28 protein-coding genes are annotated in these 24,944 nt (G+C 35.4%); 2 read left to right on the top strand and 26 right to left on the bottom strand.

Annotated features, from left to right (window positions below):
* Positions 1-3: 3 nt before the first annotated feature.
* The 22 genes from CVS93_RS00840 to mqnP all read right to left on the bottom strand — a co-directional run bounded on the left by CVS93_RS00840 (position 4) and on the right by mqnP (position 15,020).
* Positions 4-312 (bottom strand): DUF2314 domain-containing protein, encoded by a 309-nt coding sequence (locus CVS93_RS00840; protein ID WP_107686202.1) that lies wholly within the window; start codon positions 310-312, stop codon positions 4-6.
* Positions 305-1,075, bottom strand: a complete 771-nt coding sequence (dapB, locus tag CVS93_RS00835; RefSeq protein WP_107686201.1) for a 4-hydroxy-tetrahydrodipicolinate reductase — start codon at positions 1,073-1,075, stop codon at positions 305-307. Before dapB ends, CVS93_RS00840 begins: the two co-directional genes overlap by 8 nt.
* A 146-nt stretch (positions 1,076-1,221) precedes the next feature.
* Positions 1,222-2,160: an NAD(P)/FAD-dependent oxidoreductase gene (locus CVS93_RS00830; RefSeq protein WP_107686200.1), complete on the bottom strand. Its 939-nt coding sequence runs from the start codon at positions 2,158-2,160 to the stop codon at positions 1,222-1,224.
* A 9-nt stretch (positions 2,161-2,169) separates the two neighbouring features.
* Positions 2,170-2,616, bottom strand: a complete 447-nt coding sequence (locus CVS93_RS00825) for a hypothetical protein (RefSeq protein ID WP_107686199.1) — start codon at positions 2,614-2,616, stop codon at positions 2,170-2,172.
* On the bottom strand, positions 2,616-2,930 hold the full coding sequence (trxA, locus tag CVS93_RS00820) for a thioredoxin (RefSeq protein WP_107686198.1): 315 nt from the start codon (positions 2,928-2,930) through the stop codon (positions 2,616-2,618). The genes CVS93_RS00825 and trxA overlap by 1 nt, the downstream gene beginning before the upstream one ends.
* A 72-nt stretch (positions 2,931-3,002) precedes the next feature.
* Positions 3,003-3,344, bottom strand: coding sequence for a YraN family protein (locus tag CVS93_RS00815; protein WP_107686197.1), 342 nt, complete (start codon positions 3,342-3,344; stop codon positions 3,003-3,005).
* A gap of 1 nt (position 3,345) precedes the next feature.
* Positions 3,346-4,608, bottom strand: coding sequence for a homoserine dehydrogenase (locus tag CVS93_RS00810; protein WP_107686196.1), 1,263 nt, complete (start codon positions 4,606-4,608; stop codon positions 3,346-3,348).
* Complete coding sequence (locus CVS93_RS00805; protein ID WP_107686195.1) at positions 4,605-5,813, bottom strand: LL-diaminopimelate aminotransferase; 1,209 nt, start codon at positions 5,811-5,813, stop codon at positions 4,605-4,607. The genes CVS93_RS00810 and CVS93_RS00805 overlap by 4 nt, the downstream gene beginning before the upstream one ends.
* Positions 5,814-5,822: 9 nt before the next feature.
* A complete protein-coding gene (locus CVS93_RS00800; protein ID WP_107686194.1) occupies positions 5,823-6,605 on the bottom strand; it encodes a hypothetical protein in 783 nt (260 codons plus the stop codon).
* Positions 6,599-7,540, bottom strand: coding sequence for a phosphatidylglycerophosphate synthase (locus CVS93_RS00795; protein ID WP_107686193.1), 942 nt, complete (start codon positions 7,538-7,540; stop codon positions 6,599-6,601). The genes CVS93_RS00800 and CVS93_RS00795 overlap by 7 nt, the downstream gene beginning before the upstream one ends.
* Positions 7,533-8,213 (bottom strand): 23S rRNA (guanosine(2251)-2'-O)-methyltransferase RlmB, encoded by a 681-nt coding sequence (gene rlmB, locus CVS93_RS00790; RefSeq protein ID WP_054196059.1) that lies wholly within the window; start codon positions 8,211-8,213, stop codon positions 7,533-7,535. Before rlmB ends, CVS93_RS00795 begins: the two co-directional genes overlap by 8 nt.
* 111 nt (positions 8,214-8,324) lie before the next feature.
* The gene (rsmI, locus tag CVS93_RS00785; protein WP_107686192.1) at positions 8,325-9,140 is read right to left on the bottom strand and encodes a 16S rRNA (cytidine(1402)-2'-O)-methyltransferase; all 816 of its coding nucleotides are present in this window, start codon (positions 9,138-9,140) and stop codon (positions 8,325-8,327) included.
* Between the two features lie 3 nt (positions 9,141-9,143).
* The gene (rpmE, locus tag CVS93_RS00780; protein ID WP_002942443.1) at positions 9,144-9,344 is read right to left on the bottom strand and encodes a 50S ribosomal protein L31; all 201 of its coding nucleotides are present in this window, start codon (positions 9,342-9,344) and stop codon (positions 9,144-9,146) included.
* Between the two features lie 83 nt (positions 9,345-9,427).
* Complete coding sequence (locus tag CVS93_RS00775; RefSeq protein ID WP_103624780.1) at positions 9,428-10,084, bottom strand: 16S rRNA (uracil(1498)-N(3))-methyltransferase; 657 nt, start codon at positions 10,082-10,084, stop codon at positions 9,428-9,430.
* Positions 10,085-10,486: a hypothetical protein gene (locus CVS93_RS00770; RefSeq protein ID WP_103624781.1), complete on the bottom strand. Its 402-nt coding sequence runs from the start codon at positions 10,484-10,486 to the stop codon at positions 10,085-10,087.
* Positions 10,483-10,686 carry a hypothetical protein gene (locus CVS93_RS00765; RefSeq protein ID WP_021090529.1) on the bottom strand — a complete coding sequence of 68 codons (204 nt, stop codon included), beginning with the start codon at positions 10,684-10,686 and terminating at the stop codon, positions 10,483-10,485. Before CVS93_RS00765 ends, CVS93_RS00770 begins: the two co-directional genes overlap by 4 nt.
* Positions 10,686-11,267 carry a 6-pyruvoyl trahydropterin synthase family protein gene (locus CVS93_RS00760; protein ID WP_103577347.1) on the bottom strand — a complete coding sequence of 194 codons (582 nt, stop codon included), beginning with the start codon at positions 11,265-11,267 and terminating at the stop codon, positions 10,686-10,688. Before CVS93_RS00760 ends, CVS93_RS00765 begins: the two co-directional genes overlap by 1 nt.
* The gene (locus CVS93_RS00755; protein ID WP_107686191.1) at positions 11,267-12,022 is read right to left on the bottom strand and encodes a 7-carboxy-7-deazaguanine synthase QueE; all 756 of its coding nucleotides are present in this window, start codon (positions 12,020-12,022) and stop codon (positions 11,267-11,269) included. Before CVS93_RS00755 ends, CVS93_RS00760 begins: the two co-directional genes overlap by 1 nt.
* Positions 12,022-12,990, bottom strand: coding sequence for a GTP 3',8-cyclase MoaA (gene moaA, locus CVS93_RS00750; protein WP_107686190.1), 969 nt, complete (start codon positions 12,988-12,990; stop codon positions 12,022-12,024). Before moaA ends, CVS93_RS00755 begins: the two co-directional genes overlap by 1 nt.
* Before the next feature lie 135 nt (positions 12,991-13,125).
* The gene (locus CVS93_RS00745; protein WP_021091068.1) at positions 13,126-13,632 is read right to left on the bottom strand and encodes a DUF6115 domain-containing protein; all 507 of its coding nucleotides are present in this window, start codon (positions 13,630-13,632) and stop codon (positions 13,126-13,128) included.
* 9 nt (positions 13,633-13,641) lie between these two features.
* A complete protein-coding gene (locus CVS93_RS00740; protein WP_107686189.1) occupies positions 13,642-14,163 on the bottom strand; it encodes a hypothetical protein in 522 nt (173 codons plus the stop codon).
* Positions 14,160-15,020, bottom strand: a complete 861-nt coding sequence (gene mqnP, locus CVS93_RS00735; RefSeq protein WP_107686188.1) for a menaquinone biosynthesis prenyltransferase MqnP — start codon at positions 15,018-15,020, stop codon at positions 14,160-14,162. Before mqnP ends, CVS93_RS00740 begins: the two co-directional genes overlap by 4 nt.
* 105 nt (positions 15,021-15,125) lie before the next feature.
* Between mqnP and CVS93_RS00730 the strand changes: the two genes are divergently transcribed.
* Positions 15,126-16,340, top strand: coding sequence for an FAD-dependent oxidoreductase (locus CVS93_RS00730; RefSeq protein ID WP_107686187.1), 1,215 nt, complete (start codon positions 15,126-15,128; stop codon positions 16,338-16,340).
* Between the two features lie 2 nt (positions 16,341-16,342).
* Entirely contained in the window at positions 16,343-17,218 is an 876-nt protein-coding gene (gene miaA, locus CVS93_RS00725) for a tRNA (adenosine(37)-N6)-dimethylallyltransferase MiaA (protein WP_107686186.1), read from the top strand.
* A gap of 34 nt (positions 17,219-17,252) precedes the next feature.
* On the opposite strand, the gene CVS93_RS00720 is transcribed toward miaA, so the two are convergent.
* The 4 genes from CVS93_RS00720 to CVS93_RS09780 all read right to left on the bottom strand — a co-directional run bounded on the left by CVS93_RS00720 (position 17,253) and on the right by CVS93_RS09780 (position 24,926).
* On the bottom strand, positions 17,253-18,245 hold the full coding sequence (locus tag CVS93_RS00720) for an iron-sulfur cluster assembly scaffold protein NifU (protein ID WP_054196048.1): 993 nt from the start codon (positions 18,243-18,245) through the stop codon (positions 17,253-17,255).
* An 18-nt stretch (positions 18,246-18,263) separates the two neighbouring features.
* Entirely contained in the window at positions 18,264-19,454 is a 1,191-nt protein-coding gene (locus CVS93_RS00715) for a NifS family cysteine desulfurase (protein ID WP_107686185.1), read from the bottom strand.
* A 414-nt stretch (positions 19,455-19,868) separates the two neighbouring features.
* A complete protein-coding gene (locus CVS93_RS00710; RefSeq protein ID WP_107686184.1) occupies positions 19,869-21,224 on the bottom strand; it encodes a thioredoxin reductase in 1,356 nt (451 codons plus the stop codon).
* A gap of 3 nt (positions 21,225-21,227) precedes the next feature.
* Positions 21,228-24,926, bottom strand: a complete 3,699-nt coding sequence (locus tag CVS93_RS09780; RefSeq protein WP_199907221.1) for a hypothetical protein — start codon at positions 24,924-24,926, stop codon at positions 21,228-21,230.
* Positions 24,927-24,944: the final 18 nt, after the last annotated feature.

The raw sequence follows: 24,944 nt of genomic DNA, 5'->3' as shown, positions 1-24,944 counted from the left end.
CCTTTAGTTTTCATCATCTTTGTAAATTTCAAGAACATTTTTGTAGTTAAACTTGATCTCATCGCCAACATTTAAACAGCCTTTTGTAAATGGTTCATTGTCTAAAATGCCGGTAAATTCGCCGTTACTTGTCTCGTTAATGACCACCCACATGCGCTCAACCTGAGCAAACTCATCATCTTCAAACCTAAATATAAGCTTTACTATATCGCCAGTTCTTAAATTTTGACGCTTTTTACACTCCAGCAGGTAGAATTTATCACCAAATTCTAGTTTGTAACTCTCTACATCATCAAGCTCAAATTTAATCATCAAGCCCTAAACTATCGTCTATCGAGTAAAGGCCACTATTTTGATCTTTTAGCCAAATGGCAGCCCTGATCGCACCTTTTGAAAAAGTTGCCCTACTCGTTGCGGTGTGATTTAGCTCGATGAACTCGCCGTCATTATAAAAGCCAACCGTGTGGCGACCGACCACATCTCCACCACGAAGTGCCATGACTGCGATCTCGTCTTTGCTCCTAGCCCCTACCATACCGGCTCTACCAGTCACTAAAACATCTTTTAAATTTAAATCTCTTGCCTCAGCTACACTTCCTGCAAGTGTCATCGCTGTACCGCTTGGAGCGTCCTTTTTGTGCCTGTGGTGTTGCTCTACGATCTCTATGTCAAATTCTCTTAATGTTTTTGAAGCAATCCTTGCAAGGCGGTTTAGTACAGCCACACCCAAACTCATATTTGTTGCGTAAAGAATAGGCATAGCCCCTGATGCTAGGTGGAGCAAATTTTTCTCGTCATCATCTAAGCCGGTCGTACCGATAACTAGTGGTTTTGGATTAGTTCTAGCGTAGTTTAGCAGTGCCATGGTCGCCTCTTTTTGACTAAAGTCGATTATCACATCGCATGCTTCAAAAAATTTAGCAAAGTCATTTGTCAAAAGATCGCTACTTAAATTTTCAACCTGATTTTTTTGGCTAAAAGCGATGCCTAAAGTGGCATCTTTTTCATCTTTTAAACAAGAAATGATACTTTGAGCCATCTTTCCACTAGCACCATAAAGGCCTATTTTTACCAAAATTTATCCTTTGATTTTTGATTGAAATTTAACATAAAATTTATTATAGATAGATTACAAATAGGCTTTAAAGATACGTATAAAATCAAAAAATTTGATAGAAAAAAGAAGAGAAATTTAGCCAAAAATTTGGCTAAATTTGAGTACTAATGCAAGCTTTCTATGTAGCTCATAGCGCTAAGTGCAGCCACAGCGCCATCGCCTGCAGCCACGATGACTTGTTTTGGAGCATCCTCTCTGATATCACCTGCTACAAAGAGCCCTTTTAGGCTAGTTTGCATCTTAAGGTTTGTCTTGACCTGTCCACCATCGACCATATCGCAGATAAATTTGCCGTTTTCATCTTTTAAAATTTCGTTATTTACATTCAGTCCGACAAAGGTGAAAATGCCCGGCACATCAAGCACGCGCTCACCATTTTTGGTATCAAGCACAATCTTTGTTAGGCCCATTTTATCGCCAAGCGCCTCTTTTATCGTCGCACTTGTTATAAATTTGATCTTCTCATTTTTTCTAGCTTTTTCAACGGTCGTAGGTGCTGCTCTAAACTCGTCACGTCTATGGATAAGATAGACTTTTGAGCAGATATTCGCTAGATAAAGTGCCTCTTCAACAGCTGTGTCACCACCGCCAAGGACAGCTACCTCTTTGTTCTTGTAAAAGAAGCCATCGCATGTTGCGCATGTACTTACGCCTTTGCCAAAGAACTCGTCCTCGCCTTTAAAGCCAGCACGTCTTGGGGTTGAGCCAGTCGCTACGATGACAGCCTTTGCCTGCTCGCTCTTGCCGCCTTCAAGTAAAATTTCAAAGCTACCGTCGCTATTTTTTCTAACACCAACGACGTTTGCCCACTTATGAACTAGTCCAAATGCGCTACACTGCTTCCACCAAGTACTCATAAAGTCAAAGCCACTCTCACCAGGTGCTTTTTGGCCTGGGTAGTTTTCTATCTCTGAGCTAGAGGTGATCTGACCGCCAGGCTCGCCTTTTTCAAACATTACAACATTTTTTAATCCGCCTCTAGTGGCGTAAAGTCCGGCGCTTAGTCCTGCTGGACCGCCTCCGATGATCGCTAAATCAAGCATAAATTTCCTTTATTCTAAAACATTTATGGGCGAATTTTGTTTATAAATTTCGCCCTTTTGATGAACTATCTCAACACTACTTGGAAGCTTTGTAATGCTTAAATTTTGCATTAGCTCCAAGACCGTATTAATATCTGAGCTTATATATTTTAGTGTTGAGTTTGACTCATATCTTTTTTGAAAGATATCGATTGCTACAACTGTTTCATTTTTGGTTGGTAAAATTTCGTCTAATTTTGATTGATTTGAACTGAAGATTAAAAGCGTGTATTTTGGCTCTTTTGGAGTGAAAATTTCGCTTTTTTCGTAGAAAACTAGCTTCGCAAAATCAACAAATTTATATTGTGAAAAACGATAGTTGCTATACGTAAATGCAGCTGCTATCATAGCTGCACCAAAAAATGAACCAAATATATATGTAAGAGGAAGTAGGCTTCCTCTTCTTTTTTCGCTCATTAAAGAAGCGAATTTAGTTTGTCAGTTAAGGCTTGTTTTGACTGTGCACCGACCATTTGCTCAACTAGCTCGCCATTTTTGAAAAATAGCAATGTTGGGATCGATCTGATGCCAAACTCAACCGCAAAATCTTGCACTTCGTCAGTATTTACCTTGCAAATTTTTGCTTTACCGTCAAAGTCTTCAGCAAGTTCTTCGATCACCGGAGCTAGCATACGGCAAGGTCCGCACCATGGAGCCCAAAAGTCTACTAAAGCAACGCCTTCTTTTGTAACATCAAAATTTTCTTTTGTAAGTTCGATGTATTTTCCCATTTTTTCTCCTTATTTTTAAAATGTGGCAATTATACAAATTAAATTTAAATTTTATCTAAATCATAAATTTTATTATAAACTCATATTTTCTCTCAGTTCTAAATCTTCATTTTTTATGACGAGTAAATCGACTTGGAAATCTCTATTTGGCTCATTTTTCATCATATAAAAATTTATAGTTTTTAAAATTTTTATATATTTTGTCTTATTTAATCGGTATTCTACTTCATATTCTCCGCTAGTTGCTTTTACCTCTATAAAGTGTAAAATTTTATCACTACTTAGTGCAATAATGTCTATCTCGCCAAATTTAGAGTGAAAATTTCTCTCTAAAATGATAAAACCAAGCTTTTGTAAAAATTCACACGCCCTATCTTCTGAGTTTTTACCGAAGAGATACTCTTTTAACCCCAAGCTACTCCTCGATCCTCATCATAAATGGCTCTTCTTTTATATACTCTTGCTCTTTTAAAATTTCAATTGTCCTTCTTACATCAGCCTCAAGACTCGTATGTGTCGTAAAAAACAATACCGCAAATTCGCTCTCATCTTTTGGTTTTTGAAGTATGCTATCAATCGATAAGTTATTTTCGCTCATTAAATTTGTAATCTTTGCTAGCACACCCATTTTATCTTCGACTTTTAATCTAAAGTAATACTTTGTCTTTATCCTATCGCGGTCAAGTAGCTCAAGCGTATTTAATTCAAATGGTGCTTTATATCCTAGCATCGGCGATTTGCTATCTCTTGCGATGTCGATAAGATCGCTGATCACCGCGCTTGCCGTTGCATCGCCGCCAGCTCCAGGTCCATAGTACATCGTCTCGCCAACGACCTCGCCAACGACACTGATCGCATTTGTCACGCCACTTGCCTTTGCTATCATTTTATTTTGTGGCACAAGTGCTGGATGTACGCGTAGCTCGATTTTACCCTCACTTTTTTTGGCAATGGCCAGAAGTTTTATTGAGTATTCAAAATCTTTTGCAAAAAATATATCTTCAGGTGTAATACCTTTTATTCCTTCGATCAAAATATCCTCTGGATCGCCATGCACACCGTATGCGATGCTTGCCAGTATAAGAAGCTTATGAGCCGTATCAAAGCCTCCCACGTCAAAAGTAGGATCAGCCTCAGCGTATCCGAGCTCTCGCGCCTTTTTAAGTGCGTCTTTAAAATTTGAGCCCTCGTCCATCATCGAGGTTAGGATAAAGTTACTAGTTCCGTTTAGTATGCCATTTATACTAACGATATGATTTGCGCTTAAGCCTTCTCTTAATGCTCTAATGATCGGTATGCCCCCAGCCACGCTTGCTTCAAAGCCAAATGGCGTGTTTTTGGCTAAATTTTGCAAAGCATATCTGTGGTAGGCAAGAAGTGCTTTGTTTGCAGTTACAACTGCTTTTTTGCGCTTTAAAATTTCACTCACAACCCTAAAAGGCTCTTCTACACCACCCATAAGCTCGACAAAAACGTCGATATCATCGCGGTTTACAACGCTATTTATATCGTCAGTCAAAGGGATACCGGCTTCTCTTTTTTTATTTAAATTTCTAACCACTCCAATGACTGGTACGATCTCCTCGCCACTTCTTGCTGCAATTAGCTTTTTGTTTTTTAGTAAAATTTTAGCAACTGACTCGCCAACCGTTCCAACGCCTAATATCGCTACATTCATTCAAATTCTTTCAAATATTTTTTTATATTTCTTGCTGCTTGCCTTATTCTATTTTCGTTTTCGATAAGAGCTAGACGCACATAGTCGTTTCCGCCCTCGCCAAAACCAATACCCGGACTAACTGCGACTGATGCCTTTGTAAGAAGCTGCTTTGAAAACTCAAGGCTACCTAAGTGGCTAACTTTTGGCGGTAGCTTCGCCCAGATAAACATACTAGAGCTTGGTTTTTTAAGCTCCCAACCAGCCTGAGCAAAGGCCTCTATCATCACATCTCTTCTTTTTTCATAAATTTGGCGTATCTCTTCAACGCAGCTTTGATCGCCATCAAGTGCGACTGTGGCAGCCACCTGGATCGGCGTAAACATGCCGTAATCAACCCATGATTTTATCTTTTTAAGTGCAGCGCAAAGTCTTTTATTTCCGCACATAAAGCCAACTCTCCAGCCAGCCATATTATAGCTTTTTGAAAGTGTGTAGCACTCTACTGCAACATCTTTTGCACCATCAACCTCAAAGATGCTTGGCGTTTTGTAGCCGTCAAATGTAAGATCAGCGTAAGCGATGTCTGAGATGATGTAAAATCTCTCTTGTTTTGCAATGCTTACAAGGCGCTCATAAAAGCTCTTTTGCACGGTTACGGTCGTTGGGTTGTGAGGAAAATTTACGACTACGTATTTTGGCTTTGGTGAGCTTGCATGTATAGTTTGGATCAAATTTTCAAAAAATTTATTCTCATCTAGCTCAAATTTATCATTATAGTGAAGTGGCATCTTTGCGACACTTCCGCCAGCAAATAAAAACGCTTGCGTGTGTATCGGATAAGCAGGATCGGGCACGATAGCCACATCGCCTGGGTTTATCACGGCTTGAGCTAAGTGAACAAAACCCTCTTTGCTACCCATCGTGGCGACTGCTTCAGTGTCTGGGTCTAAATTTACGCCATATTTTCTTTTGTACCAGTTGCAAATGGCAAGGCGAAGCTTATAAATTCCAGCACTGGCTGAGTAGCCGTGAGTCTTGTCCTTTTGCGCGCTTTCGCATAGTTTATCGACGATGTGCTGTGGCGTTCTGCCCTCAGGATTACCCATAGAAAAGTCGATGATGTCTTCTCCAGCTCTTCGCGCAGCCATTTTTATTGCATTCACTTCGGCAAAAACGTAGTTTGGCAAACGCTCAATTGTATTAAATCTTATCTCATCAAACACTGCTTACTCCTATTTTATAAGCTTGATAATTATCTCATTTTTTATATTATTTATATCAACATTGTCGCTAATTAATGCGTATTTTGCGCCTATTGCTAAATTTATAGAAACGGCGGTTTTTGCTTGCTCCTCTTTTATAGAGTCAATCTGATTTAAATTTTTATCATAAATTCTAACAAGTGGCATCCATCTATTTGACTCTTTTGATGCGATATCTAGACTACTTGCACCCTCAACATCAACAAAATAAGTACCACCACTTTTTAAAAGTGGCGTCTCTTCGTCAAAATTTACCTTTGCAGCCTTAAGGATCATATTCTGAGCATCTAAAAATATCTCTAAATTCCCATCAACTCTATCAAATCCTAAAATTTTAAAACCGCTTTGACTAAGTGCTAAGCTTAATAAATTTGGATCTATTCCACCATTTTTTATGGCTGAAATTCCATAAGAAATTTGATCTCCATTTTTTAAGGAATTTATCCTTGAAATACTTATGTTGGCATCATCCAGAGTTGAATTTATTGATTTTACAAATAATGTAGAAGGAACCTTTTGCTCGCTTATAAATTTTAAATTCAAACTATTTGAACCAAATGAAATGCTATCGTAACTTGAGTTTTGTTTTAATCTTGATACTAGCTCATTGACATTGAGTGAGCCATTTTGGTCTAAATTTTCTAAAGAAATTTGCACATTTCCAACATTGCTTAAAGCACTTGCACTAGTTTGCAAGCTAAAAGCATAGGCAAATACACTAAAAGCGGTGAAAATCGCTATTTTTCTTACCAAGATTTGCCCTTGTTAAGTTCTACAAACTCATCATAGCTCACAAATTTCATCTCTCCATTTTCCACTAAAAATCTAGCCGGACGACTTGGATTATATTTTGTTACCTTATCGCCAATCTTTAGCTCAATGTTGCCATTTCCACAAACCACAAGCTGTCTTTGGTCTAAATTTATATTTATGCTTTTACTTGTGTCGTTTGATATTTTTTGACCATTTTCAAGATTAATTATCCCTATCCAGACACGTTGTTTTGGTGTAATGACCGCCTCATTTAGTGGCTTTGTAATGTTTTGCTCTATCTTAGGAGCTGACTGAGCCGTCATGCTTGGCTTCACAGCGTTTTGTTCCATGTTCACAGGACTTGTTGTCACATTTTGCTCAACTGGAGCTGAAATTTTTACGCTTGATATGTTTGCTTCTATTTTAGGGCTATTTTGAGAGATGGTGATATTTGTATCGATGATATTTTTCTTCACCTCATTTACTATGCTTGACTGCGAATAGCTCACGCTTTTATTCTCATCATTTAAAAACGATAAAAAATTCTCGATATATTTGTAAGCATCAAAATGATATGCCCCGCCAGCGATAATAGCTAAAATGATGAGCCAAAATAAAAATCCAACACCGCCACTACCGCTTTGTTTTTGTATGGTAATATCTTTTGGAGTGTAAGAAGAAATTTTTGGAGTAACTTTAGTTTTGTGACTCTCATCTGGAGTGTTTTCTTGCATAAAGGCATCATATTCAGCGAGCAACTCGCTCAAATCAACATCATATTCACGTTGCAAAATCTTGGCATAACCTCGAATATTTAAACGTGATAATTTTTCAAAATTTTTATCAAAAATATATTGTAAAAATGTAGGCTCAATATGCGTTTTACGTGAAATTTCCTTTATACCTATCTCTTTTAAATTCTCTAATTCATTCATCTATCATCCTGTCACAAATTATTGCAAAAGCTGCACTTACATTTAAGGAGTCCCAGCCCTCTTTTAACTTTATACCGATACACTCATCGCACTTTGCCAGAGCCTTTTGCGGTATACCTTCGCCCTCTGAGCCCATCACCAAAGCTCTCTTACCAGCAAACTTCATCTCTTTTACGTTTTTGCCATTACTTGCTGTTGCATAAATTTTAAAACCAAATTGTTTTAGTTCATTTAGCAAACTAAGCCCGTCTTCAAAAATCGCTATTGGTATCTCATAAGCAGCACCACTACTTGATCTTAAAACACCTTGCATATTTATACTTTTTGCCACTATCACAAGACCTTCGCAGCCTAGAGCATAAGCACTTCTAGCGATAGCACCGATATTGCCAACATCGCTTATGCCATAAAGAATAGCGATAAAATTTAGCTTTTTAAGCTCGGCAATGTCTGAAAATTCAAACTCACTAACATTCGCTAAAAAACCTTGATGGTTTCCACCGCGAGCCAAAGACTGTGCTTTTTGATTATCCACGCGAATGATCTTTTTGCCTGTGCCACAAATTTTAGAGAAGAGTTTTTTGTCACACTCTTTTGAGAGATATATCTCTTCTAATATCTGTGGTCGCTTGTTCAAAATATGTAAAAATAGTTGTTTTCCGTATATTATCATGGTAACTTATGGTAGCTAAAGTCAATTAAAATTTAACTTATTTTTGTATCTAACTAGAGTAAATTTTACACTTTCGTTTTAGTATCACTTAGCAGTTTTGTAGCATATAATTTAAGCTTTTATAAGCTCATCATATATCTTTTTTACATCTTCTCCGGTTATTTTGTTAAGCAATTTTGCTTTTACTTTTGGGGCAAGATTAAGCGAAAGTATCTCATCTTTTGTGATATTTTGAGTGGCTGTTTTGTCACTTTTTGAGATGACAACCGCCCACTCTCCGCTTAAATTTGCTTTTTCTAAAATTTGAGCTAAATTTTGAGCCTTTTCTTTAAATTTAGTCTCAAATTTTTTCGTAGCCTCTTTTATGGCAAAAATTTCTCTCTCAGGTTCTAGATTTGCGATGCTTTGTACTAAGCCTAGTATGCGTTTTGGGCTTTCGTAAATAACGGCTGGATAGGCTAAATTTAGAACATTTTGTATAGCCAAAGACCTATCTCTGCCAGTATTTGGCAAAAAGCCTAAAAAGACAAATTCCTTATCACAAAGCCCGCTTGCAACCACGCTTAGAAGTGCGGCGTTTGCTCCACTTAAAATTTCATATTCAATGTTATTTTTTTGAGCATATCTTACTAGGCTAACGCCTGGATCGCTGATACCTGGCATGCCGGCATCGCTCATGTAGGCTACATTTTTGCTAAAAAAATCATCACTTAAATTTACAAAAAAATCATTTTCGTTGTGAGTGTGAAGTGGAATAAATTTTGATATATTTATACTTGCTTCAAAGCGTTCATTTAGCAAGTTTATAAGACTTTTACAGACTCTTGTATCTTCGCAGATAGCTATCTCACATTCACGCAAAATTCTAATCGCGCGAAGCGAGATATCTTCTAAATTTCCTATTGGAGTAGGAATAAAGTAGAGCAAGGCTTATTTTTGAGCGTATTTTTTCTTAAATTTCTCAACACGGCCGGCACTGTCAACTATCTTTTCGCTGCCTGTAAAAAATGGGTGGCACTTGTCGCAAATGTCAATTCTGATCTCGCTTTTGTTTGACTTTGTTTTAAAAGTGTTTCCGCAAGCACAAGTTACAGTGCAATCTACGTATTCTGGATGGATATCTTTTTTCATCATTTTTCCTTTATTATTTTTGGGCTAATTATCTACATTAAAAGTTGCTGATTATATAAAAAGAAATCTAAAAATCAAATAAATTAAGCTAGGAATTTTGCCGCTACTGAGATAACCGCGGTCTGCGATCTTAAGATGTTTTTAGTATTTAGGCAGTAGCTATTTTTAAATTTAGCCGACTCATCCTCGCTAAATCCACCCTCTGGACCAATTATTAAAAGCTCATCATCTTTCTTTTCATTTAAGCTTTTACCGCCAAAATTTATAGCTGAGACATTTTTATAAACACTCATTAGCTCGTCCAAATTTTTATAAATTTCAAAATCCATTAATGAAGTTCGTCCGCACTGCTCGCAAGAGAGAGCATTTATATAGTTTAGCCTTTCAATATCTATCTTAAAATTTGCTTGAGAAAATTTAGTATAGACAAAAGCTATTTTACCAACGCCAAGTTCATTTAAAAATGGCAATGTCTTTTCAATTGTCTTTGGATCGACGATAGCCCAAGCGATCGTAAAGTCGAATTTTTGCTCGCCATTTAAGCTGGCAAAGACAAGACTTAAGCTCGCACTTCGCCTATCAATCTCATCAATTTCATAAATATACTCTTTAAAATCTCGTAAATTTCTAACACTTATTCGCTCACCAGCTTGCATTCTTCTAGCTTTTAGGTGCAAAAAAGCTTCATTTACTATCTTTAAGCTTTCATTACCTGCATTTTTATCATATAAAAATTTCATCTAAATCCCTGCAACTACAACTAAAACAAGATCACAAAATCCCTTAATAAGGGCAAATTTTTTAAATTTTTCTAAATCGCCATTAGCTGCATAAATTTTTAATCTTTTAAAACCTATGGCACTAAGTGCGATTAAAATTATTAAGATGATTAACATTTTTATGGCATTAAATTTAAACTCATATCCATAATACGCCCATAAAATAAGTCCAGTAAGTGTAAGAAAACTAAGTAGCATATGATAAATCGGTAAAAAATATCTTATACGAAGCACATAGTTTTTACTATTGCTGCTAAACTGAGTAAGTATTAAATAAAGTATATTACAGGCAACTAGCGCATAAAAAAATGTCACATGAAAAGGCAAAGTGTATGCAAAAAGCGAGGAGAGATGTTCGTTCATTTCTTATCTTTAGAAGGCTCGTTCTCTTCGACGACTGGCTCAGGCGGGAGTTGTTCATCAATTGTGACATTTGCGTCTGGTTGAGCTATGGTCACGTCACTCGGCACTGGCTCGCTAATATCATTTTTAGCCTCATCTTTATCTCCACAACCCACAAATAGACCAGCTATAAATAAAAAAGAAGTTATAATTTTTTTCATCAAACGTCCTTTGGAATTTCTATTTTTAACCTATTTTTCATTTTCTCAAATAAATTTTTATCTTCCCACTCTTCTATGATAGCATCTGAAAATTTGATCTCATCTAGTCTTATCTCGCCCATTTGCGCATTTACGGCGTCCTCTTTAAAGCACTGTGCATAGCCCGTATCAGTCTCATGCACGATAATGCTATGAAGCTTCACTTCACGCTCACCGTTGTTCATCACACTAAGCTCAAGTAGTCTTTCTATGAGTACAAAAAATATACGGCAAAACTGCTCTGCACTTGGATTTAGCGGGATCTCGATCCATCTTGCCGAGTGCTTTTTTAGATCATTTTTATACTCATCATTATCGCCTGAAAATATTGTCGTAGCGTGATCAAAACTATCAATAATCGTTTTTATATTTTGCTTCATTAAACCAAAATCATAGACCATGCCGGCGTTATCAAGAAAATTTGAGCTAAGTAAAATTTCAGCCACATAGCTGTGTCCGTGGATGCTAGTCCTGCAACGCTTTGAGCTACAAAATCTCACAATATGTGCATTTTCAAATCTAAAAAGCTTTCTAATAATCATCAAACACCTTCTTTATCACTCCAAAGCCTGATGTGGATACGCTCCGAGTAGTTAAATCCATACTTTATGGCGAATTCTGCTGTTTTTAAAGCATTTTCGTTTAGCTCAGCTCTATTCGCCCCTATTGCCATGCACCAAACTGGCAAATCAACTTGATTTTTTATATTTATAATTTCGTCTAACTCACTTTTGTCAAAGTGTGAGAGGACAAATTTTAAAAAGCTACTTCTTGCATTATTTTTAATAGCTAAAATAGCGTCTAAATTTATACGTTTTTGTTCATTAACTCCGCTATTTGCTAGCTTTATACCAAGTGCAAAGTGGCATTTTTTATAAATTTCATATTTAGCAAAATCAACCAAGATCGTGCCATTCGTCTCAAAATGCACTTCATAATCTTCAAGCAATTTCTTTACCAAATTTATAAAATTTTCATTTTCATGCCAAATGAGCGGTTCGCCACCGGTCAAAACAATGATCGGTTTTTGCATTAAGCCTTTACATAGGTTATCAACTAAGCCTAAAATTTCATCTATGCTGTAAACTTTATAATTAAAATGCCCTTTAAAAACAGCCCTTATGCTATCACACCCTAGTAAGCTTTCGCCAGTTTTTAAAGACTTTGTTTGCACGCCAAAGCCAGAGCAGTTTAAGTTGCAGCCTAAAAAGCGTAAAAATATAGCGAGTCTACCTTGGTAAGCTCCTTCGCCTTGGATGCTTAAAAACGCCTCAACTAGCTCTAGCTCTTTGCTCATCAACCACCAGTTTGATAAAAGGCACGCGAAGAGGTTTCATTGCTAGCACCTATCGCCCATTTGTTCTCTTTTGGCTTGCTTGCTAGTACTTGCCTTAAAATTTCACTTGCAGCTACGATATCACCTTTTTCAACCGCTTTTTTGATGCTAAGAGCCTCTTCAAAGTAAAGGCAAGGTATCAAAAGCCCCTCGGCACTTAGCCTGATACGGTTGCAACTCTCGCAAAAGTCGTGCTTATGCGGATCAATGATACCAAATTTATAACCATCATCAAGTCTATAAATAGACGCAGGCGCATTTGGTAGTTTTCCATCTTTTGTGACATTATATTTTTGTGAGATGATTTTTAAAATTTCATCGCTACTTAGCCCTTTTAGATCATCTTTAGCGTGTGAATTTTCCATATACTCAATAAATCTGATCTGAGAATCTCTAAATTTAGCAAACTCTAGCAAATTTATAAGCTCATCATCATTTACACCTTTTAGTGCGACAGTGTTGATTTTTACTTTTAATCCAGCATCATGAGCTGCTTCAAAGCCAGCTAGAACTTCGTGTAAAACGCTTTTTTGTGCGATAAATTTAGCCTTTTGCTCATTTAGTGTATCAAGCGACATATTTATGCGCTTTAGTCCAGCGTCTTTTAGCCTTTTGGCAAAATATGAAAGCATATAACCATTTGTAGTAAGCGCTAGATCAATGTCTGGATTATAATCACTTATCATCTTTATAAAAACGTCTAAATCCTTACGTACAAGCGGTTCGCCACCAGTGATTCTTATCTTTTTTATACCTTCATCGATAGCCACTTTTACAAATAAAAATAGCTCTTCAAAAGTTAATAAATTCTCTCTTGGCGTCCAGCTAAATGGCGTTGTAGGCATGCAATACCTACACCTAAAGTTGCAACGCTGAGTTACAGAAATCCTTAAATAATCAACAACCCGACCATATTTATCGATTAGCATAAAGCACCTTCTTAAGCTTGGTTAGAGCTTTTTATAATTTTTTCAATTATATGTTAAAAGATTTAAATCAAAATAAAAATTTAAGCTAATTTTTGTAGTTTAAGAGTAGTTTTGTCTTTTAAAATTAGCCCAAATTTAGGCTAATTTATGAAATTTAAGCACAAATTCAACTCGCCCCATACCCACGTGAAGATCTTTAGCGATCATGGCTGCGCTTTTGCCATCTTTAAACATTTTTAAAATTTGCTCTTCTTCATTGATGACGCTTGGTGCGATTTTATTAATATCTCTTGTTCGCTCTTCAAGACTAACTATCCTATCTTTTTGCTCTGTTGCAAAATCATCAATTACTCGCTCAATACTCTTAATCGCACGAATTATTGGTACAATTTTCTCATTTATTTGCAAATCAATATTTTCTTTTATCTGTTTTTTAAGTGGCTCATATTGTTCACTATTTTTAAACGCCTCGCCCTCAAGCATTGAAATTTGTTTTTTTAGATTGAAATTTTCTTGCATAACGCTTTCTATCGCTCGCTCAAATCTCGCAAATTTTTTATTTGTCTCACTATCTTTTATCAACATTAAAGCTACTATTATCGCCAAAACGATACCAAAGCCTAAAAAGATATAAATTTCCATATTTTTCCTTTACGAATTCGCTCTCATTTCTCTTATCATTACACGCTCTCTGGCTGTTACGTAAGCGTTCCAGTCGGCTTCATCCTCTTCGTGCATATTTTCTATCTTTGCTAAATTTTCACTAATAGCTCTTAAATAAAGGCTCAAATTTCTCTTTGGAAAGATAGGCATAGCAATCCTTGCGTAGTAAATTTCATCTTTTATAAATTTTTCTTCGCTTATTTTTATATGAGTAAAACCGATTTCTTCGATACTCGTCCTCTCTTTTAGTGGCAAATATTGCTTATGTTCGTTTTTAATATAATCACTCAGCGTATCAACTTTTCTGTGAAGCTCGATCAGCAAAGTTAATAAAACTTGATCGCTCTCTTTGGTTTCGCCACGTGATTTAGCTCGTTTTAGCCAAGCCCCAAGCGCGTCCTCTTCGCCCGGCAAGATGGAGTCAAACTCTCTTTTAAATTTCTCGCTCCCATCTTTATCAGACTCAAATTCCATATCAAGAGGTGCTTTAAACAGCTTAATCTCACTCATAATACGCTAATCCAAACAAAGATAAAAAATAAAATTCCCAGATAGCCATTTAACGTAAAAAATGCTCTATCTATCTTGCTAAAATCGCGTCTTACGATCCTATGCTCAAAAAATAAAATAACGCCACTTACTAAAATTCCAAAAAATGCCATCGCTCCAAGTCCAGCTGCCCAAGCAAAAAGTAGCCAAAATATAAAAGCTAAAGCGTGAAAAATGGCCGATAAAAAAAGCGTAGCCTTGTCGCCGTAAATAGCTGGTATGCTAAAGAGCTTATTTTCTTTATCAAATTTCATATCTTGAAGCGAGTAAAGCAAGTCAAATCCAGCTACCCAAAATGTCACACCAAGGCAAAGTAACACGCTCCAAAGCGGTATAGCAGCGCTCACTGCGACCACGCCAGCGATTGGAGCAAGACCTAGGCTAAGGCCAAGCACCAGATGTGCTAGCTCGCTAAAGCGTTTAAATAGCGAATATCCACCAAGAACAGCTAAAATAGGAAAACTTAGCCAAAATGCTAGCGAATTTATAAAATAAGCGCATACAATAAAAATAAACGCATTTGCCACGATAAAAAGCTGCATATTGCTCCTACCGATACGGCCATCAACGCTTGGACGGCTCGCAGTTCGCGGATTTAGCTTATCGATATCTTCATCTTTATATCTATTAAAAGCCATAGCAAAATTTCTAGCACTAACAGCGCAAAAAGTACCTAAGATAAGCAGTTTAAAGCCAAACCAAGCAGAGCCACTTTCTATCTTGCTAGCAACTATCATCGCAACAAAAATAAAAGGTAAAGCAAAAACAGAATGCTTAAAAACGATAAGTTCAGCAATAATTTTTAATTTTTCTATCATTTGATAAATTTCCATTTTCTTTAAAAATGGTTGATTTTACACCATTTTGCTTTAAATTTGAATTTATATTATCATTACAAGAATAATTTAAAACAAAGGGTTATTATGGGCAAAGTAGCGATTATTGGAGATAATTTTAGTGCGTTATTTACGGCTTACGAATTAGCTAAAAAAGGTGAAGAAATTTTAATTATTAGCAGCCAAAAAGATGATTTTACAAATGGAATTTTAGCACCCTTTAGCACACACGCTCTTGCAAAAGATGGAGCGATATCTAGCTCGTTTATGGGGCTAGTTAGCAAAAAAAGCGAGCTTGATATAAGTATTTGCTTAAATGAAAATTTTAGAGCTTGGATGACAAATTTTACACTTAAATCAACCAAAGCTCACGACAAAAAGATGCAAATTTTGTTTTCAAAATTTGGTAAGAAAAGCTTTGAAATTTTAAGAAAGCTAAACGAAAAATATCCGCAGATAAATTTCGATGAGAGCGGTATTTATCTACTTTTTAGCAATGACGAAAGCTTTAAAAAAAGGCTTGATGAGATAAAGGTTGCCCATAGCGAGCAAGAAATTTTAAGCGTAGATAAAGAGCTTGCAAATTTTGGACTAATAAATAAAAACATAAAAGGCGCTATAAATTTAGTCAAAAACGCAAGTATTGACACAAATGAGCTAAAAAAAGCTTTGATAAATGAGTTAAATTCTCTCGGGGTAAAATTTATAAATGATGAAATTTATGAGCTAAAAACGCAGGGGCAAATAGTGCAAAAAGCTACCGGCAATAACGGCGAATATGAGGCTGATAACTTTGTGATCACTTCAAAAAATTTAGAGCTTTCAAATAAACTAGGTACGAGCTTAAATGCGATTTTGGCTAAATTTTATACTATTGATCTTAGCTTAAATGAAGGGCAAATCCCTAAAAAACCAATCATTTTAAATGATCTATTTGCCAAAATTTATCCTACTAAAAATGGCGTTACGATTATTACAAATTTACAAGTCGGCGCTATCGATACGCTTGTTAAAACTGAAAAGATTAATGCATTTTTAAATGAGCTAAAGATACATCTTGGCATAAGCGAGCTAAAAGAGCCTAGTTTTAGGGCAAACTACGTACTTCTTAGCTCAAACGATAAGCCAGCTCTTGGACGCGATAACATATATAGCAACTTGATCTATAACCAAGCTTATGGACTAAATGAGCTTAGCTTTGCTCCGTATTTTGCTGGTGTTTTGGCTAGTCTTATAAAAGATAGCAAAAATAACGAGGAAAATGATGAAATTTTACTCTTTAGCTCGTTTTACGAGGGCTAGACTTGTTTAAAGAATTTGCAATAATTGGCACCACGGCAAGTGGCAAGAGCGATCTTGCATTTGAGCTTGCAAAGGAGCTTAATGGCGTCATCTTAAGTCTTGATTCGCTTGCACTTTATAAAGAGATAGATATCGCCAGCGCAAAGCCAAATAAAGAGCAGCTTGAAGCCATAAAGCACTTTGGTGTAAATGAAATTTATCCTGATGAAGAATTTAGCGTTGGAGCATTTTTTGAAATTTATAAAAATGCAAAGGAATTTGCACGCTTACAAGACTGCCCACTCATCATTACAGGAGGCAGCGGCTTTTATCTAAAATCAATGCTTAGTGGACTTGCACCAAATGTGCCAAAATGTGAGATAAATTTAAGCAATGAAGAAATTTATGAGCTAGCTGTAAAAATCGATCCTGAGTTTGCAAGTAAATTTAGCCAAAATGACTCTTATCGCCTCGAAAAGTGGTATCAAATTTATAAATTTAGTAGCCAAATCCCAAGCATTTGGCTAAGAGAAAATACAAAAGAGAGCATCATAAAAGAGCTAGCGATATTTGAAATTTTATGGGATAAAGATGAGCTTAGAGAACGTATCAAAAAGAGAACAAAAGGCATGCTCGAAGCTGGGCTTATAGATGAGGCGAAATTTTTATTTGATAAATACAAAAGTGAGCCAAAACCCCTAAAATCAATAGGTTTAAAAGAGTGCAAGCAATTTTTAAATAAAGAAATTTCTCAAAACGAGCTTGAAGAGCTCATAACTACGCACACAGCTCAGTTAGCAAAACGTCAGCGAACCTTTAATCGCTCGCAGTTTGAAAAAAAATTTGTGGGTGATTTGAATCAAATTAGAAGTGAAATTTTAAAATTTTTAAGAGAATAAATAAAAACTAGCCCACAAGGGCTAGTTGATAAAATCAAATAGGCATAACTCTAATTTTTGGGCTTAAGCTCTCTTGCAAGACATTTTCAATCGCATAAAGAGTACCAGTTGAGCCGCTCGCACAGCCCGAGCAAGCACCAAGATAGCGAATGTAAATATCAGTATTTTCTCCGTTATCATTTCTGATATCTAAAATTTCTAAATTTCCACCATCCATCTCAAGCATTGGGCGAATTTCTTTATCTATGACAGACTCTACCGCTTTTAACTGCCCTACCATCGTCATATTTTCAAAGCTAATGTCGCCTAAAGTATGATTTGCTTGGGCATTTGCCTGAGCTTCGATCTTCTCACGCTCCATCTCAGCTCTAGTATCACGCAAAATATCTACCAAATAATATTCTCTTTTTTCATGGCCACCAGGCTTTACGCAAGACTTGCAAAATGCACCAGCTTTGGTGTATTGCGTGATTTCCTCAACTGTGTGAAGGTCATTTAGTCTTATCACTTCTTTAATCGTACCAAGGCTTACCCTAGCGCACTCGCAAACGATGATCTCATCTTCAAAATGCTCTGGATCTATGCCTTTATAGCTTGCAGCTGCTGCTTTTATAACATCATACGCCATAACTGAGCAGTGCATCTTTTGAGGTGGGACTGCTGGCGTTTCTGGATTGTCGCGCATAGCCTTTTCTACATCAAGGTTTGTGATCTTGACCGCTTCATCAACTGTTTTGCCAATACAAAGCTCTGCCATCGTATCAGAGCTAGCTATCGCTGTGCCACAGCCAAAGCTTTTAAATTTAGCATCTATTATTTTGTCTGTCTTTTCATCAACAAGCCAGTATAACCTAACCGCATCACCGCAGCTTTCTGCACCAAAGTCAGCCACAATAAGCTTTGCGTTTGCCTTTTTAGCATCTTCTTCAGTTATCTCTCCCATAAATTTAGGGTTATTCATCCTATCTTGCACTACCTTAGAATACTCATCCCAGATAGAGCCTCCGATCAAATTATTCTTTGCCATATTATTTTCCTTTAAATTTTATAATCCACTCTTATGCCATTCTGGGGCGTAGGCAAATGTACTAGAGATACCTCTTAGTCTATTTACCGCTTTTGTTATATACTCGATCGCATAATCAATCTCTTCTTCTGTATTAAACCTAGAAAGAGATAGTCTAAGTGCGGTGTGAGCCAGCTCCTTATCTGCCCCTATGGCCTCCATTATTGGGTTACTCTCCAATGTTTCACTCGCACATGCTGAGCCAGTTGAAGCTGCAATGCCAGCTTTGTTTAGATCCCAAAGCATAGCTTCGCCTTCAACGCCTTTTATAGAAGCCAAAATGGTATTTGGCACACGTTGTTCTTTTTTACCAACGACGCTAACGTCAGGAATTTTTAAAATTGCATCTTCAAGCTTATCACGCAAACGGCGAACATGAGAGTGCTCATAATCCATAAATTTATTTGCCAGTTCAAGTGCTTTACCCATGCCAATGATGCCAGGAACATCGAGCGTGCCACTTCTGCGCCCGCCCATGTGCTCGCCGCCGTGAAGCAAGCTACTTAGTGGCATACTATTTTTTATAAATAGCGCTCCAACACCCTTTGGTCCGTGAAATTTATGCGCAGAAAAGCTTAGAAAATCAACGTCAAGGTCTTGAACATTTATCTTTATCTTACCAACTGCTTGAACCGCATCCGTGTGGAATAAAGCCCCATATTCATGAGCGATACTAGCAAGCTCTTTTATAGGAAAGATCATGCCAGTTTCGTTATTCGCGCTCATTATAGAAACAAGTGCTACATTCTCATCCATTACAGCTCTTAGCTGTTCTGGAGTGACTATGCCATCGTTATTTACATCTAAAACAGTAAGCTCTACGCCATATTTTTCTAAAAATTTACAAGTTGCCAAAATAGCTGGATGTTCAACTGCGGTTGTTACGATACGCTTCTTCTCGCCAGTTGCAATTTTGTCAAAGTAGATGCCTTTTACTACCCAGTTGTTGCTCTCAGTTGCACATGAGGTAACAACGATGTCATCGCTATCTTTTGCGTTTAGTCCGGCATAGAGCTGATCTAGCGCTGTTCTTAAAGCTGGATGTGTTTCAGAGCCAAATTTATGAAGCGAGTTTGGATTACCGTATTTTTCACAAAAATATGGCTTCATAAGCTCAAAAGCTTCAGGATCAACCATTGTTGTAGCGTTATTGTCTAAATATACTCTCAAATTTAAAACCTTAATTAGGATAAAAAATATCCTTTTTATTTTTGATGGGATATTATAACAAAAAAGTTAAAAGCAAGTTTAAAAATATGCTTTAATTTTTTCAAAATTCAGCTCATTTTGATATTAAAATATATTGAAATTCTTTATCAAAATTTGTATAGATCGCTATTTGCGATTTTTCTTATAAAAAAGTCTAATTATCTCTTAAAATTAATTTATTTTTTTAAGTTAATAGCGTGACAAACATATTGCCTATGTGCATTATCTCTTTATAGTTTTCTTCTAGTTTTTCATATGAGGTTTTATAAAGTTCTATTAGTCCGGTTATCATAGAGATGCCTATGCCCTTGATTGTAGTGGCTTAATATATTTATATTTGGCTCCATTTGGAGCCATAGATATTAAATTTATTCTTTAATCCTTTATATTATGCTCTTTTGCATAACTTAGTATCTTTTGCCTAAGATCTTCAGGGAAGCTATCTCTATACATTACTGGTGTTAGAGGATTTAGCTTTTTGTCTAATTTACCAGCCTCATATAGTCTTGTTAGCTCTTCTGGAGTGTTATAGTATGGTGCATTAGGATAACCTTCAGGTGGGGTTAGAGACATTATTTTAGATTCTAGAAGGGTGGAGTCGATGTAAAGAGATAGTCTTCTTTCATCCCACCCCGCAGGAAACCCACCTTTAAAATCCTCTTTATTGTCATCTAGGACTTTCTTTATAAAGTTATCAAATTCATTTCTTGTAGTCTCATTAGCATCTAGGTCTCTAGGATCAAGAAGTTCACCTTTTTCCTCTACTATCTCTCTTAAGCCAGCATAAAAACCTCCATTTGGTATAACCGCTAAATTATCTCTATTAAAATCCATCACAAAGTAATTACCTACTATTTCATCTAAATAAGGCATCATGCCATATTCATCTAGTGGAGGATTTTTATATAGTTTAAGAATTTTCGTGTAGGTATCTAAATTTTTATTTACTCCCATGCCATAAGTATAGTATTTAAAAGAGTCTGCCAGATAGTTTAATGCTTCTACTTCTCCTAGTTGGGCTGCTAGAAATGCTTTTTGAAAATCTCTTGCTTTAAATCCTGCTGAACCGCCAGTGCCAAATGCTGATGGATTACCTAATACTCCAGCACATAAATTCCACTCTCCTATAAAGAGTTCTGATTTAAGTGTATTTTTATTTCTATCTACTTCATCATAAATTTCAGCATATTCAGGTTTAGTTAGTTTGCCATTGCTATCTACTCTAGCTATTGCATCTTCTGGGATATCTATCATAGTGCATTTTAGATTACTTCTTTTTACTAGATAGATATATCTATCTCTTTTATCTTTTAAGCTTTCATAGTAGGCTTTTTCTGATTTAGTCCAAGGTGATAGTTTAGTTGAGCTTGGTTTATAGCTAATATCTAGCCATGGTTTAAATGATAGATAGTCTGTTTGACCTAGAGAGTTTGGTTTAGGGTTATAGTATAGTGGTTTATAGTTTTTATATGGAGATGAGTCTAGGATGGAGCGGGCTTGAAGGAGCATTTGGGATTTTTCTTTTAGGTAGGCTTCATCATTTGCAATATTTTTTGAAGCAATTAAATTTGTTTTTTTGTCAAATTCTATCTTGTCTCCATTTGGAGCTATAACCGTATATGTGTTAGTGTTATCCATTAAATTTCCTTTATCTTGTAATTTTCCTTTGCTTATTACTGCTACTACTATGACCGCTAAAATAGCTAAAGTTATAAATATTATCTTTTTCATATCTTATCCTATATATAGACCATCTTCCATAACTATGGTAGTAGCTAGACGACCTATTAGGCGTGGGGGGATTATAGGTTTTGAAATGTTAAATTTACCATTATTATAATTATCCTTACACCCCACATACATACCCTTTACATTGTTGTTTCCTATCACATCTAATGCTTTTAGTAGTCTTCTTGATTTATTATCTACTTCACATACATTGGTATTTAAATTTCCATTTTTAAAGTCTTCTAGTATCTCCATAGCTTCGTTGTATTTGTCTATTGGAATACCAAAAGTTGCATTGGCACTTTTGTTTTCAGCTACAGATTTTTTATACATCTCATAAATTTCATCTCTTTGTTTTATATCTATTGAGTTTGATGGACTTATTATTAGCAATGTTTTAACTCCTTGTAGCATAAGCTCTTTTGGTGAATATGCTAGTTTTTTATTTCTTTTATTAAGGTTATTAAAGAACTCTTCATCAGTTTTATTATCTGTTCTTAGCTCATCTAGACATAGATAAGATATCATAGTATCTAGGCTTATATCTTTAGATAGATTAGAGTCTAGTTTGTTTGTAGTGGTATTTATATCATAGTAGAAGAAGTTATGATAGTCTAGTCCTCCACTAGATAGTCTTCCTCCTATGATAGTTCTTTTTAGATCTATATTTATAAAAGATGAGTATATCTCTATAGGGTAGTAGGTATATTCACTTGTTTTATTTGAATAAGGTTCATAAGATATATTCTTAACAGCATAGGTATCATTAAATTTATTTGTGAAATACTTATGAAGTATTAGTTCATAAGATCTTTTTTGTTGTTCGTAGTTGTTGATGAAAAAACTATCTACTAAAAAGCCAAATCCAGCTTGTATTAAAGTTTCTGCATAAGTTTTTAAGCTATTTTTTAAAAAATTTTTACCAGCACTTATAGCTATTTGTCTTTTTACATTTATGCCTACTTCAAATTCATCTATCCATTGTTTTGTTTTTTTTATGCTGTGTTTGGATTTTTTTTTGTTATCTACATATATATAGAGAAGTTGGTTGCCTTTTACTTTGACCACTCCAGCAAATGCTGTTTGTTTGATTTTTTTCAAGGCTTTTTTATTATTTTCGTGAACTAGTTTTGCAACTGGCGCTTCGCCTAGCATACTAAATACTTTTAGTTCTCCTATTAGCTCCATAAAAATATTCTTAAAGATATTGCCTTTACCACCTGAGAACACAGCGTCAATTACTTTTTTCATTATATCGTCAGACTTGTCTATGAAAAAGCCATAAAATGGAAATATATCATATAGGGCATCATCTAATGTTGATGTTAAAGATATATCTATAGTATATTTATACTCATCATCATCTATCTGTTTAATATACTTTTCAAAATTCTTATCATCTATGCTTTCTCCGTCTATGCCGGTAGAATTTTTAAGAAGCTCTTTTAGCTCATTATAGGAGTCATCGTCTAGTATATTTTCACCATTTCTTACATGGCTTTGCTCTATTTTTTCTACTATCTCTTCTATGCAGATAGCATCTTGTTCTTTTTTTGCTTCTTTTGTTTGCTTGAAGAAGTAAATAGGCACAATAGCATTATTTTCTTGTATATAATATGTGTTTTCGTAAAGAACATTAAGTTTTTCACCAAATATCTCTAGTGTCTCATAGTTTGATGAAAGATATGAAAATTTTAATCCTTTTTGCTCAATAATAGAGCTATCAAATATCTGCCTTATGACATAATAGCCCATCACTAGAAGAAATATTTTTGTAGCAGGGTAGTAATAATGTGTCCTTATAGAAACTTGATTGTAAGATTCATCAGCTATTGCTTCAAAACTCTCCATCCCTTCATTAGGCATTTTAAAGTATTGGTTTAAAAAATAAGCCACTTTATCATGTTTCAAGTTTGAATTTAAGCCTGAAAAGAAAATTTCAAATTCCTTTATATTGGCTTTTAAAAATTCCTCTTCATTATTAACTATCTCTTCCATATCTTTGGCGTTTTTAAAGTGTCTATTTATACGACCTAGATATAAATTTGCCTCATTAAATTTTTTGTATTTTGCGTTAAAAGTGGTGTTTAAAACCTCTACTGATTTTGCGTCACCTCCATGAAAATTTTTGACACCTTTCATATATGAGTTATACTCCTCTATATCCTTTTCAAATTTTGCAAGCCTAGAGTTAATAACTCTCGTAAAAGGACTTAAGCTTAAAAGATAAAGGTCTTCATCGTTTTTGGCACCTATTTGTATAGAGTACTGACTATAGTCTTTTACATTGCCTACATTTTTGGGATCAACTATCTTTTTACCGCTAACTCTGTTTATACTATCTTCTATCTTATAGCTTAAGATATTTTGTATAAGGTGCTCGTTTAGCTTTGCGTTTAGTTTCATGGGGGCGTTTGAGACGACAAGATAGTTTTTAGAGATGCCGCTACTATTATTTGTATTGTGAGTATCGTCTTTTGTTGTTAGGGATTTGTCTTTTAGGAGATTTGCAAATTTGAAAGAGTTAAAAAATGGATATTGCATATAGACAAAATTTGCTCTATTTGCGATCACGCACTCTTCTATCCTTTTAAGTAAGCTCTCTTCGCTATTGTTCTTGTCGTTTTTACATATAGATATATTTTTAGACTTGTCTACATTTTCATTTTTGCTTACTCTAGCGTCAAATAAGCTTTGCTCATCGCCCTCTAAAATAAAATCAGAACAAATACCAATATACTCATCATAATTGCTCTTGGCTTTAGTGGCTGTTATATCAAAGCATGAAAAATCTATAAATTTTCCACTTTTTTGATCGTTATTTGTAAAAACCAATATATTATTAAACGACACTGTATTTAATAGACCTAGTATAAAGCCAAATTTAGTAGCTAGCAAGCTAGCGGCTGGACCAGAAAACGCGTAAAAGCCCCTTTTGTTTAAAAAGTCAATTATATTTGTAGTAGTAGTTATCGCCTCTGGAGCTGCCAGCAATAAAGCTAGCGGCTTAAACGATCCTTTTATATCGCTTATGTCGACAAGATTGATTAGAAATTTTGTGATCTCTTTTAAAATATATTTATTGCCATCATCTGAAGCTTTTTTGAGATTTTCTTTTATATTTTTAAAGCTCTCTTCTATGGCCTTTACGGTTTCATCTCTTTTATCAAAATTTTCACGACTTAGTATTGTATTGGTTTTGTTGATTAGCGAATTTTTTAGCTTATCTAATATAGCCTCAAAATTTGTCTCTATATTTTTATAGTTAGATACCAACTGGCTGGATGCATCGTCAAAATTTTTAATCTTATTGTCTTTGCTTCTACCATTATTTGCAAGTTCTATTAGCTCTTTTACGAATTCTGCTATTACATCTTGTTCTTTACTAAGAACCTCTACATCTATATCAATATCTTTGATTGCTATCTTATTGGTTGTGTTAACAGCTTTTTCGCTTTTAAATAAATTTGACTTTTCTAAATACTTATATGTTTTTATAAGCACATTTTTATTGGCTTTCTTGTGATTGTATAGCCTCGCGATTGTCTTGTTATATAAAGCATCTCCATTTAATATATTGGTATCATGAAAATGGTTTAAATCGCGACAATAAAATGTTATGTTTTGATATTTGTCAGCAAAAACATCAAATGCGTCAAGCAAGTCTTCTATACTTCTAATAATTTTTGTATTATCTAATCTCAAGAACGATCCCTCTCTTTA

The organism is Campylobacter concisus (genome assembly GCF_003048535.1).
In the GTDB taxonomy this organism is placed as follows: Bacteria; Campylobacterota; Campylobacteria; order Campylobacterales; family Campylobacteraceae; genus Campylobacter_A; species Campylobacter_A concisus_S.
Note: the sequence above shows the minus strand (reverse complement) of the source record. Positions and strands in the feature narration are given on the sequence as shown.